The organism is Deferribacter abyssi (assembly GCF_049472655.1).
In the GTDB taxonomy this organism is placed as follows: domain Bacteria; phylum Chrysiogenota; class Deferribacteres; order Deferribacterales; family Deferribacteraceae; genus Deferribacter; species Deferribacter abyssi.
In genome coordinates this window covers 96,622-108,109 of sequence record NZ_JAQNCS010000009.1, presented here as the reverse complement: position 1 = coordinate 108,109, position 11,488 = coordinate 96,622, and the positions used below count along the sequence as shown (strand labels likewise).

Below are 11,488 nucleotides of genomic sequence, written 5' to 3'. Positions count from 1 at the left end.
TGAGATATTAGGTTATAGAGATACTGAAGTTGCTTTAAGAAAACTCGAAGATGATGAAAAGCTGACCCGTAAAATTTACGTATCAGGTCAACATAGAAAGGTTTGGTTGATTAATGAGTCTGGTTTATATGCTTTGATTTTGCGGAGTAACAAACCGAATGCTAAAAAGTTTCGTAAATGGGTAACTTCGGAAGTTTTACCGAGTATCAGAAAGACAGGGAAATACGAAATCGGGCAGGTTGAGAATCAACCGGAAGATGTGCTGCTGGCAAAGGCGGTGCTGGTGGCAGATAGGCGGATCAAGGAATTAAAGGCTGAGGTGCAGAGACTTAGGCCAAAGGCAGAAAATTATGATATTTTGATGGCTCAGGATACAAACTTGACTATTGCTCAGTTTGCAAAGGTGATTGGCTATGGACCAAGAAAACTTTTTCAAAAACTGAAAGAATATGGATTGTTGATGCCAAATAATCTGCCTTATCAAAAGCATGTGGATCTGGGCAGGTTTACGGTAATTGAGAAAGTGATAAAAATGGGCGATAAAGGTGAAAAAATCTACCTACAGCCGCTTATTACACCAAAGGGACAGGAATATATCCTGGGGCTTTTTAAAATGCTAAAAGAGACGGAAAAAATCGACATTGCAAAGGTAACAAAGTAAGGGGTGGGCTGTGAGTGCTGTAAAAGATTTGGAAATGGTGGACAGGTTGAATGTGGCATTGAGGAAACTTTGTATGGTTGTAGAGCTGATGGAAGGGGTGGCAGTGCAAACGAGTGACAGACAGCTGAAGATGGCTTACGAGGGCGTGGTGATGGTATTAAGCGAGGTGGCAGAGGTGGTGAGAGATGCTCTGGAGGAGTGAAAATTCTATTGACTTTTAAGAAAATTGGTCGATATAAATAATAAAAGAAAGAATTAGGAATTGATATGGAAACAAAGAAAGTAAAAGTAAAATATATAAAAACTAAAGATTTTACTCAGAAATTTGTAAATGGTGCTTATGGCGGTTTAAATTTGAATGGATTAGTTACATTAAAGTTTTATTATGAGGATTTAACATTGCCGGAGAGTGTAGAGCTTGAAGTGGATGAAAAAACTGGTTTAGTAGAGGAAAGTAAAATAAACAAACAAGAGTTTGATGGTGAAAGACGGGTTGAAATAGAATTGCTTATGACTCCTGATAAAGCTAAAGAGATTGCACAGTTTATATTGGATGTAGTGGAAGGAAAGATCTTTAAAGACAAGGAGTAGAATATGGCTCATGTAGAGTATGTTGAGAGTTATATTAGAAAACCGCCTGTTGTGTTGAAGCGTATTAGTCAAACAACACCTCAATACATTGATAGTAATAAAGCAAGCGATATCTATTTGAATAAAAGAATAAAGAAGACTTTGAAAATTATTGAAGATAAAATTAAGAGTGTTTTTGATGGTGAGGTGGAGTTTAAAGTTGAGGGTGGGAAATTTTATTTTATTTTAAAAGATGCTGATGTTGATGTTTATGATAAACTTGATGATGTTTATGATTATATTTACGAACAGCCTTTTCCGTTGGTTGAAAAAATATTTATAACGACAGTTTAATGGTATATGAGTTTTGATTTTTATAAGTTTCTTGAAGTTTCAAAAACAATAAAAAATAACTCACAATGGGTTGAAGAGCAGCATTTTATTCGAACCGGGATTAGTAGGGCTTATTATTCCGTTTTCAGGCCTGCACGTGATAAAATTAAAAGATTTGATTTTTATGATTTTATGAGTGAGTTTAAAGGTTCTCATGATGAAATAGTTAAAATTTTAAAGATGTTAGGTAGGGAACAAAGAAAGGTACGGAGTTTACCACACATATTTGAAACTTTAAGAAGATTGAGAGTAAATGCTGATTATGAAGATGAAAAGTTGAACAAAGAAGACTTAGACAAGGCAATATCTCACGCTGAAAAATGTCATAGTTTAATAAAGCAGATTCAGAGATATTGATTTGATTTCTATTTTATAAATAAAATTTATAATTATAAGTTTCAAACGATGTTTTAGCAGTCTGTCAATACCTTTTTTCTCCTCATAGCTCCTCATACGTCCTTATACGTCCTCATACAGCATTATAGATAAAATCTATGGATATATTATAGGTATGAGTTTTACAAATTGGGCGGAACTCCGCAAAAAAATGCTTGATGACCTGGCAGACGGTAAATGGACGGTGGAAGAATATACCATAGGCGGCCGCAGGATGCGGTATAAGTCCTTTGCCGAGTTTCAGGCTGCTCTCGATTATGTTTCCTACATGGCTGATATGGAAGAAGGTAAGGCTTCACCTCGTGTAATTGCAAAGAATGGCAGGGGGAGATGGTGAGTTTTGGGTGTAAAATAGGCAGGCAGTATAAGAGAAGCTATGCAGCTGCAAAGGTGACAAACTCCACAGGCGACTGGATTCCTGTAAATCCGAATATAAACGACCTTATCAGAAGCTCTCACCAGATGGTGACTTCGAGAATAAAGCAGCTTGTGAGGGATTTCCCTTATTTTGCAAGGGCTGTGAGAAATATTGTGGATTTTACAGTTGGGGTTGGTTTGAAATTACAAGCAAGGGTAAAAGGGCCTGATAACAAGCTGGACAGGGTGTTGAATCAAAAAATCGAAGATGCTTTTAACTTCTGGAGTGATGAGGCCGATATTAGAGGCCTGCAGGATTTTTATGAGATGCAGCAGCTTGCCAAAAGGCAGGACGTGGAAAACGGCGAATTCTTTGTGATTTTCAGAAAAGTAAACGATAAAAACAGATTTTTACCTTTTGCTATTCAGTTGATGGATTCCAAATGGCTCACAAGTCTTGGAGCAAAGCCTCAAGGAAAAAACAGAATAGATATGGGGATAGAGTATGACCCTGCAACAGGCAGGGCTGTGGCGTATCATTTTACGGATCCTGACGGGTGGGGAAAGACTGTCAGGATACCTGCTGAGAATATGATTCACGGTTTTGAGGTGATTGATTCTGACCAGATCAGGGGGATGAGTATTTTTACTCCTGCTATTTTGCTGGCTCATGATTTGGATGATTATATCTCGGCAGAGATTGATGCTGCAAAATTAGCTTCAAAATGGCTTGCTTTTGTGGTGTCACCAAATCCAGGAATCAGGCAGGCTACCACTATTTACGGTGATTCTTACGAAAGAATAGATGAACTTGAAAATGCCATAATCGAATATTTGCGTCCTGGAGAAGAAATAAAATTTGCAGCGTCAAACAGAACGGCGAATGCTTTTAATCCTTTTGTAAAGTTTATCCTGCGCACTGTGGCCATCACTGTGGGTGTCAGTTATGAGCTTTTAACCGGGGATTATGAGGGGATAAATTACTCCAATTTGAGAGGTATTAGAAACGACATCATCAAAGGGTTCAAACCTATGCAGCGCAGGATGGAAAGGCAGTTTTGCAGGAAGATTTATGCAAAATTTATGGATTTTGCAGTGATGAGCGGTAAGTTGAATATTCCGGATTATTTTCAAAATAGATTGAAGTATTTGAAAGCAAGCTGGCTGCCGCCAGGCATTGAGTCAATTGATCCTTTGCGCGAAGGAAAGGCGGATATCGACCAGGTAAAAGCCAAGTTGAAATCTCCAATAGAAATCATAAAGAGCAGGGGTAGAGACCCTGAAGTGGTTTTAGATGAATTTGCCGAATTTATGCGGATGCTTGAGGAGCGGGGGCTTACTATGGAAGACGTGAGCACAGCTTTGGCGAATAATCCTGCTATTTTGACCGATGAGGAGAAGGGCGATCCAGCTCTAATCTATGCGTATGGAGGGTGATTGATGAAGGAAAAAATGAATTACAGGACTGCTGTCTTTGAGGTGGCAAACGGCAAGCCAGCAAGCCTGAACGAAGAGGAAAGAAGTGTCGATGTGGTGGTGGCTACCGAGGCGCCGGTGCCTGTATTTGATTGGGAAAGGTTTGAAGTGGTGGATGAAATTTTGTTGATGGATGGATTGAAACTACCTGATAACGGACAGGTGCCGCTGCTTGATACTCACAGCAAGTATGACACTTCTACGGTGATAGGCTCTGTCCGTAATTTACGGATAGAAGGGGATAAGGTTTTAGGCAGAAGCGTGTTTTCGTCTTTGGCTGATGATGTGTTTACAAAGGTTAAGGAAGGGCATCTCACCGATGTATCGGCCGGATATAGAGTGAATAAGGCAGTCTGGATACCTGAAGGTGAGAGTCAGGTAATAAACGGCAGGACATTTGAAGGACCTGTGAAAGTTGTGACCGATTGGGTGCTCAGAGAAGTTTCTGTCGTACCTATTGGTGCAGATGAATTTGCAAAAGTAAGAGAAGAAATAAAGGAGGGGGAAAAGATGAAAATTTCTGATGAATTGAGGAAATTTCTGGTAGCAAAGGGGCTGCCTGAAAATGCGAGCGATGATGAAGCAAGGGCGTTTATGGATAAGCTGGGAGTCAAAGAAGGTGACGAAAAGAAAGAGGAGAAAAAGGCTACTAATGGTGAGAGGAAAGTTGTGGATCTGAATGAAGAGCAGAGAAAGAGAATTGAAGAGGAAGCAAGAAGAGCTGAGAGGGAAAGAGTAAATGAAATCAGGGCTATGTGTGAAAAGCTCGGTATGGATGAGCAGTTTGAAAGAAAGCTTATAGATGATGGAGTGAATGTGGATGAGGCAAGAAAAATGATTATGGAGCAGATCATGAAAAGAGAAGAGACATATCCTTCTTTTAGGGCATCTGTATTGACTGATGAAAGGGATAAATTTCGCAGTGCTGCGACAGATTCCCTTTTGATGAGAGCAGGTCTTGCACCTGAAAAGCCTGCTGCAGGTGCTGATGAGCTGATGGGATATAGCTTGAGAGAGCTGGCAAGAGAAGCTCTTAGAATCAGAGGGGAAAGGATACCCGGTAATGTGATGGAGATGGTGGGCAGAGCTTTGACAACTTCTGATTTTCCTATAATTTTGAGCGACAGTGCAAATAAGTCTTTGCTTAAAGGTTATGAAGAGGCTGAAGAAACATGGCAGAAGTGGTGCGGTGTCGGCTCTGTGAGCGATTTTAAGATTCATACGCTTGTAAGACCTGGTGAAATTGATGACCTGGATGAAATTCCAGAATCCGGTGAATACAAGCATGGAAAACGAGAAGAAACATTTGAGCAGTATCAAATTGCAAAATATGGAAAGCTTTTTGCCATTACCAGAGAAGCTATAATCAACGATGATCTGCAGGCTCTGACTGATATTCCAAGGGCAATGGGAGAGGCTGCTGCCAGGAAGATTGGGGATGTGGTTTATGCTGTGCTTATTGCAAACTCTGTTATGGGGGATGGTAAACCTATTTTTGATGCTGCTCATAAAAACATTCTTACAACTGGAAGTGTGGATGTTTCTACCATTGCAAGCGCCATTGCTTTGATGAAAAAGCAAAAAGATGTTTCCGGAAAGCGCAGGCTGAATATCAGACCGAGATATTTCATTGCACCTGTATCTCTGGAAGGAACAGCAGAGCAGTTCTTTAATTCTCAGTTTGAAGGCACTCAAGCTAATCCAAACAAGGTTAATCCTTATGCCGGAAATTATTTTGAAAGGATTTATGATGCAAGGCTCGATGATGATTCGGAAACTGCATTTTACCTGGCCGGGCCTAAAGGAAAGACTGTAACCGTATTTTTCTTAAACGGGATTCAGACTCCGTATCTGGAGAGTAAACAGGGATGGAGCGTGGACGGTATCGAATACAAGGTAAGAATCGAATGTGGTGCCAAGGCTGTAGATTACAGAGCTTTGGTGAAGAAAGCTTAATAAGGAGGTAAACCGTGGCTAAGAACAAGGTTCAAAGTGGAGATATTATCAATTTTACGCCGAGTGCGGATGTGAAATCAGGTGATGTAATCAAGATGAATGACAGGTTTGGAATTGCTATGACCGATATTGCTGCCGGAAAAGTGGGAGCTGTGGCTGTTGTGGGTGTGTGGGAAGTGCCAAAGGCAACAGGCGAAGCGTGGGTAGTGGGTCAACAGCTTTACTGGGATAATACCAATAAAGTGGTTACTGTGAGTGATGGAACTGGAACGAATGCAAAATTTGGCTTTGCAGTAGAAGCTGCCGCAGATACGGCTACAACCGGTATTGCAAAAATCAACGCTTAAAAATGAGGGGGAGGGGGGCTTCCCCTTTAATTTTTTCAGAGGGTGGGTGATGACAGAAGAGAGATTTAGCCGGATTGAAAAGAAGATGGATGAGCTTGTGAGGTCTCATGTTGCTATGCAACAAGAGATAAAAATGATGGCAAAGACATTGGAGACTCTTGCTGATGTGAGTGAAAGACTTGCAAGGTTTGAAGAGCAGATTTTGGAGCTGAAAAAGGATGTGGATATAGCTTTTAATAGACTTAGGGAGATGGATGAGACAGGAGTAAGAGTGTGCGGGGCGCATCTGGAAAGGACTAAAAAACTGGAAAGCGATATGAAGGATTTGAAAAACAGGCTCTGGGCTGTTTGGATAACAATTTTTGCAGCAGCTTTAGGATTTATTTCATGGGTGTTGAGACAATGAAAACGATTGAAGAGCAATTAATTTTACATGAGAGACTAAGGTTGAAACCATACAGGGATTCGGTAAAAGGTAAGCTGACTATTGGTGTCGGTAGAAATCTGGATGATGTTGGGATAAGCGAAGATGAAGCTTTGTATCTGCTGAGAAATGATATTGCCAAAGTTGAAAATGAACTGAAACAGTTTGAATGGTTTAATAAGCTTGATGGTGTTCGTAAAAAAGTTTTGATCGACATGGATTTTAATCTTGGTTTGCCAAAGTTTCTGACTTTTAAGAGGATGATTGCTGCTTTGAAGGAAGGTGATTTCAAAAAGGCTTCTGATGAGATGCTGGATAGCAGATGGGCGATGCAGGTGAAAAGAAGGGCTGTCAGGCTTTCCATTATGATGGAGACAGGGCAAGACTATGATGAGTTAGGGGTGTGATATGTTGCCTGTGATAGCTGGTTTGATAGCAAATGGAATAGTGAAAATTAGCAAGTCTTTGCTGGATGATGGTAAAGATAAAGTAATAGAATTTGTAAAAGAGAAGACTGGAATAGATCTGAGCACTGTTAAAGATGTGGAAGAATTGAAACCTGAGGATATTTCAAAACTTAAAGAACTTGAAAACAGTTTTGAAATTGAAATGCAAAAGCTTGCCATAGAGGACAGGAAAAGTGCAAGACAGAGAGAAGTTGAGCTTGCAAAGGCAGGAAAAAATGATTGGACGCAGGATGTTCTGGCTTTTGTTGCTGTGTTTGGATTTTTCGGTGTCATATACATGCTTTTTCTAAAAGAGATTCCTGGTGGCATAGCAAGAGATGTTTTGCTTGTGATGTTGGGTGCTTTGTCAAAAATAGTCGGAGATGTTTACGCCTATTTTTTCGGGAGTTCAAAAGGCAGCAGACTTAAAGATGAAAAACTTTCTCAAATGGTAAGGTGATAATATGAACGAAATCTTCGATAAAGATTTGAAATTCATGATTTACGGTGATTTCAGCACCGATGCCGTTTATAACGGTACTGAGATCAAGGTGCTGTTTGAAGATAATCTTTCCGGTATTGAGACTCTGTCAGGAGACTTTATCGGCTGTTCGGCCAAAGCGGACTGTTATCCTGCGGATGTTGAGGGAATCGCTGCTGGAGATATTATCACGATAAATGGAGTGGATTACCAGGTCTTAATGGTGACTCAGGAGTTTATGGGGCCTGTAAATCTATATCTGACGAGGGAATTTTGATGACTGTCAGAGAAAATATTATTGACGCTTTGAGAGCGAAAATAGAGAGTTTGAATATAAAGACAGGAATCTGGACCACAAGAAAGATTACAGAAGAAGACTGTCCGTATCTGGATATCAGGGATGTGTCCTGTAGTTATGATAATGAAAGCTCAAATGGATTATCTTTCAACAGTTTGAGCTTGAGATTGACTCTGTATGACGTAGGCACGGATGTGCATCGAAAATTAAGAGATAATGTGGCGGCAATTTATCAGGCTCTGGGAGAGGATCAGACTCTGGGCGGTCTGGCTGATTATATCAGGCTGGATGGTGATGAGTTTGATATTGAGCAGCATGAGCGCCTCATAGGCGTGGCAGGTATAGATATTACGGTTTTTTATAAAACAGCAGAGTTTGCAATTTAGGAGGGGGAAATGGCTAAGAATGCAGCAGAAGTAAAAATGGGATATTGCGATGTGTCTTTTGATGGCCAGGATATTGGCTATACAAAAGGTGGAACGAGGGTGAGCTATTCCGTTGAGACGGTTGAAATTACAGCAGACCAGGAAGATGCTCCTATTGGTGAAGTAGTTACCAAGCAGAATTTTGAAGTAACCGTACCTATTGAGCAGTATAATTTGCAGCTTCTTGCAAAGCTTATCCCTGGTGCAACTTTAGTGGTAGATGCAACGGATTCTACAAAGATGAAACTTGAAATAGCAGGAGCAAGCGGGGTTAATCTGCTTGATTTGGCCAAAGAGCTGAAAATCATTCCTCGGGGCGGTGATGCCAATGACCAGATTACGGTTCATCATGCTGTGCCTATACCGAAAATCGAGTTTGCCTATGAAAAGGACAATGTAAGGGTGTATGAGGTGACTTTTAAGGCGTTGAAAGGCACAAACGGTTTTGTAACGTTTGGTGATACCACTACGACGGCGTAAGTGGTATGAATATGGGGGAGATGATATGAAAGTTTTGAATGTAGAAAAATTTAGAAACAGTGCGAAGGTGTTAATAGGTGGCAAAGAGTATGAGGTGAGAGGAATTAGTGTTGGACAGTTTGCTAAAGATTTGGATGTTTCAGGAGTGCAGATGCCAGATAATGAGAGGATGAAAAAGATGAGGAATTTGGTGCTTTCTCACAGTAATATTCCTGAAAATGTGATTGACAGTCTTGATGAATCTCAGTTGGTGGCCATTTATCTGGTGATGCGCGGATTTGATCCGGAAGAGCTGGAAAAAAAAATGGAAATGATGAGGAGTTAGATTTTGGCAGGCTGATTGTTGAGGTGATGCATTACACCGGACTTAGCCTGAAAGAGATACTGGAGATGCCACTGTGGACTTTTTCGGAGATTGCAAAACAGGTTGCAAAATTGAAAGCGGAAGAAACCGTGAGGAATTTTAATACATTTGTTTCTGCTATAGGGGCGCTGTTTGGTGAAGAGCCTGAATATATTAAAGAGCAGATAAAATTTTTAGGGTTTGAAGAGAGGGGAGAGGAGCTTGATAAAGATGGCTTGGCAAGGCTTAAGATGCTGTTTTCAAATTAAAAATATTGTCATGGAAAGCGTCATAGAGCAGAAAGAAGTATCCGATGACAGTGGATATCATGAGAAAGCCGCAGAAGTAGTAAAAAAATGCTTCGAAAATATTGTTAAAACCTTTGGCGGTTTTAATTGCAAAAGGTATCAGCGCTACCACCATGATAAGAATTATCAAACCTTCCATACTAATATTATAGGTCACATAAATTATCAATTCAAGGTGAAATATGGCTGGTAATATTGGCGAAATAAAAATACAGGTTTCTGCTGAGGAATATAAGGCTGTTCAGGCTTTAAAAAGGCTGTGTTCCCAGCTTGATACGGTGTCTTTGACTGTTATTAAAGTTAACAATTACATCCAGTTGATGAAAACCGGTTTTGACGCATTGGGAAGAGCTGTTGATCTTGTCAGTGAGGGAGCTGCAGGTCTTGATATTGAAAGGGCGTTTAAAAAGCAGGCTCAAAATATCGGTTTAAGCACTGAATATATGATGGCCAAAATCAGAAAAGCCACGAATGGAACTATGACCGAAATAAAAGCGATGATGTTGGCCAACCAGGCACTTATTAACAATATGCGTTTTGATGATTTTATTACAACGCTTGAATATTTAAGGCGTTATGCGTCTCAAACCGGTAAAAGTTTTGACCAGCTTGCAAATACAATTATGACAGGTTTGACTCGTGGCTCGACCCTGATGCTGGATGATGCCGGAATTATTATTGATCAGACGGAAATCATAAAGCAAAAAACTGCGGAATGGGGAAGAGAGCTGAGCGAAGCAGAGAAAAAAGCGGTTATTGTGGCGGAAGCTATAAAGCAGATGAAAGAGAAGATGGATACTTTCAGTGATGCTTCTGCATCTGCAGCAGATAAAATAGAAAGAATCAGCACTTACTGGAAAGATTTTAAACAGACAGCCAAAGAGATTTTAGCAGAGGGAGCAATAGCTGTAATTGATTGGGTAAATTATAAATTTGGAACGGAAAATTTGGAGTTTAAAAGAAAATATTTAGAAGAAAAAATAGCTGAAATGCAACAACTTATCAAACAGGCTGAAGATGATTTAAAAGATGGTTACAGCATGGCATATACTCCAGCTACTCTTGAGATGATGCGTGAAAAATTAGGGAAACTCGAGGAAGAATACAGAGATATTGTTTACCAGATAAAGACTGATACTACCGACCTAATTACTCATTTGGCTGATGCAAAAAACAGAGTGCAGGCGATTTATGCCGATATGGAGCGTAAAAAGCAGATTTCAATGAAATCTCCTGCTAATCAGCAAGATGTATATATTCCGGACGAAAAAGAATTAAAAAAGATAGACAAATGGTATGAGGAGTATTTGGCAAGAAAGGCCGATGCTCATCTGCTTGGCAGAATAAATGCGGCTAAAAGGGCAAAATCGATTCTGCGAAAGATGGATGAACCTTTGTTAAGTGATGAAGAGTTTGACAAGGCTTATATGGAAGGGCTGGCTGCATTGGAGAAGTTTGGGGATGATAAGAAGTTAGAAGGTCTCATAAAGGCTAAAGAGCGGGTAGATGATATTAAGAAAAGTCTGATGGAACTTTCGCCTGTGGCCAAAATGCAGGCGGATCTTTTGAAAGGCGCATTTGAGAATATAGGCTTTGTTCTTTCAGAAACAATGGCCAAATTTGCTACGGAAGGGAAGTTTTCCTTCAAGGAGCTTGTAAGCGGTCTGGTAAAAGAGCTGCAGATATATGCTGCACAGAAAACAGCTATGCTTCTCATGGAAGCTGCATATCAGGGAGTGATGTCTTTTATAGATACTTCAAGGGCTGCTGAGCATTCATCAAAAGCGATGGTGGCTTTAAAAGGTGCAGCTGTGATGGGAAGCTTTGTGGCAGGATCCGGACTTACTGCAATGGCCCACAGCGGGCTTGATTATATTCCGGAAGACGGAACATGGTTTTTGCAAAAAGGGGAAAGGGTAATCGACAGCAAGACGAACAGGGATTTGAAGGAGTATTTAAAACAGGCTGGCAGGCCTTCTGTGGTGATGAATGTCACGATAAACGGCGGTGATGAGGAAAGTGTTTTAAAAGCTTTGCCGAGGCTGAAACAGACAATTATTGAAGTTGTTTCCGGTGATATAGCTGCAAACGGCCAGATCCGAAAAACAATCTTAACCTACACATAAG

General features: G+C 40.4%; 19 protein-coding genes. All 19 read left to right on the top strand.

All coding sequences use genetic code 11. The features are described 5' to 3' along the window. Nucleotides 1–661, top strand: a 661-nt coding sequence (locus OWK30_RS06780) for a phage antirepressor KilAC domain-containing protein (protein ID WP_423324855.1), incomplete at its 5' end; no start/stop codon positions are given. Nucleotides 662–671: 10 nt separating this feature from the next. Further along, nucleotides 672–863: a hypothetical protein gene (locus tag OWK30_RS06775; RefSeq protein ID WP_423324853.1), complete on the top strand. Its 192-nt coding sequence runs from the start codon at nucleotides 672–674 to the stop codon at nucleotides 861–863. Nucleotides 864–928: 65 nt separating this feature from the next. Next, nucleotides 929–1,252 (top strand): hypothetical protein, encoded by a 324-nt coding sequence (locus tag OWK30_RS06770; protein ID WP_423324851.1) that lies wholly within the window; start codon nucleotides 929–931, stop codon nucleotides 1,250–1,252. 3 nt (nucleotides 1,253–1,255) lie between these two features. Then, the gene (locus tag OWK30_RS06765) at nucleotides 1,256–1,585 is read left to right on the top strand and encodes a hypothetical protein (RefSeq protein WP_423324849.1); all 330 of its coding nucleotides are present in this window, start codon (nucleotides 1,256–1,258) and stop codon (nucleotides 1,583–1,585) included. A gap of 6 nt (nucleotides 1,586–1,591) precedes the next feature. After that, nucleotides 1,592–1,981: a HEPN domain-containing protein gene (locus OWK30_RS06760; RefSeq protein WP_423324847.1), complete on the top strand. Its 390-nt coding sequence runs from the start codon at nucleotides 1,592–1,594 to the stop codon at nucleotides 1,979–1,981. Between the two features lie 253 nt (nucleotides 1,982–2,234). Then, the gene (locus tag OWK30_RS06755; protein ID WP_423324845.1) at nucleotides 2,235–2,357 is read left to right on the top strand and encodes a hypothetical protein; all 123 of its coding nucleotides are present in this window, start codon (nucleotides 2,235–2,237) and stop codon (nucleotides 2,355–2,357) included. Beyond that, complete coding sequence (locus OWK30_RS06750) at nucleotides 2,351–3,814, top strand: phage portal protein (RefSeq protein WP_423324843.1); 1,464 nt, start codon at nucleotides 2,351–2,353, stop codon at nucleotides 3,812–3,814. The genes OWK30_RS06755 and OWK30_RS06750 overlap by 7 nt, the downstream gene beginning before the upstream one ends. 3 nt (nucleotides 3,815–3,817) lie before the next feature. Further along, complete coding sequence (locus OWK30_RS06745; RefSeq protein ID WP_423324841.1) at nucleotides 3,818–5,809, top strand: prohead protease/major capsid protein fusion protein; 1,992 nt, start codon at nucleotides 3,818–3,820, stop codon at nucleotides 5,807–5,809. Between the two features lie 14 nt (nucleotides 5,810–5,823). Further along, entirely contained in the window at nucleotides 5,824–6,156 is a 333-nt protein-coding gene (locus OWK30_RS06740) for a DUF2190 family protein (protein WP_423324839.1), read from the top strand. Between the two features lie 49 nt (nucleotides 6,157–6,205). Further along, nucleotides 6,206–6,562 carry a hypothetical protein gene (locus OWK30_RS06735; RefSeq protein WP_423324837.1) on the top strand — a complete coding sequence of 119 codons (357 nt, stop codon included), beginning with the start codon at nucleotides 6,206–6,208 and terminating at the stop codon, nucleotides 6,560–6,562. Then, complete coding sequence (locus OWK30_RS06730) at nucleotides 6,559–6,987, top strand: glycoside hydrolase family protein (RefSeq protein WP_423324835.1); 429 nt, start codon at nucleotides 6,559–6,561, stop codon at nucleotides 6,985–6,987. The genes OWK30_RS06735 and OWK30_RS06730 overlap by 4 nt, the downstream gene beginning before the upstream one ends. A 1-nt stretch (nucleotide 6,988) precedes the next feature. Next, nucleotides 6,989–7,486 carry a hypothetical protein gene (locus OWK30_RS06725; protein WP_423324833.1) on the top strand — a complete coding sequence of 166 codons (498 nt, stop codon included), beginning with the start codon at nucleotides 6,989–6,991 and terminating at the stop codon, nucleotides 7,484–7,486. Nucleotides 7,487–7,490: 4 nt separating this feature from the next. Then, entirely contained in the window at nucleotides 7,491–7,784 is a 294-nt protein-coding gene (locus OWK30_RS06720; RefSeq protein WP_423324831.1) for a head-tail joining protein, read from the top strand. Continuing rightward, entirely contained in the window at nucleotides 7,784–8,191 is a 408-nt protein-coding gene (locus OWK30_RS06715; RefSeq protein ID WP_423324829.1) for a hypothetical protein, read from the top strand. The genes OWK30_RS06720 and OWK30_RS06715 overlap by 1 nt, the downstream gene beginning before the upstream one ends. Before the next feature lie 9 nt (nucleotides 8,192–8,200). Next, nucleotides 8,201–8,710: a hypothetical protein gene (locus OWK30_RS06710; RefSeq protein WP_423324827.1), complete on the top strand. Its 510-nt coding sequence runs from the start codon at nucleotides 8,201–8,203 to the stop codon at nucleotides 8,708–8,710. A gap of 25 nt (nucleotides 8,711–8,735) precedes the next feature. Beyond that, nucleotides 8,736–9,035, top strand: coding sequence for a hypothetical protein (locus OWK30_RS06705; RefSeq protein ID WP_423324825.1), 300 nt, complete (start codon nucleotides 8,736–8,738; stop codon nucleotides 9,033–9,035). 65 nt (nucleotides 9,036–9,100) lie between these two features. Then, nucleotides 9,101–9,322 carry a hypothetical protein gene (locus OWK30_RS06700; protein WP_423324823.1) on the top strand — a complete coding sequence of 74 codons (222 nt, stop codon included), beginning with the start codon at nucleotides 9,101–9,103 and terminating at the stop codon, nucleotides 9,320–9,322. Further along, on the top strand, nucleotides 9,285–9,554 hold the full coding sequence (locus OWK30_RS06695; protein WP_423324821.1) for a hypothetical protein: 270 nt from the start codon (nucleotides 9,285–9,287) through the stop codon (nucleotides 9,552–9,554). The genes OWK30_RS06700 and OWK30_RS06695 overlap by 38 nt, the downstream gene beginning before the upstream one ends. Next, nucleotides 9,544–11,487 carry a hypothetical protein gene (locus tag OWK30_RS06690; RefSeq protein WP_423324819.1) on the top strand — a complete coding sequence of 648 codons (1,944 nt, stop codon included), beginning with the start codon at nucleotides 9,544–9,546 and terminating at the stop codon, nucleotides 11,485–11,487. The genes OWK30_RS06695 and OWK30_RS06690 overlap by 11 nt, the downstream gene beginning before the upstream one ends. The last annotated feature ends 1 nt before the right edge of the window (nucleotide 11,488 follow it).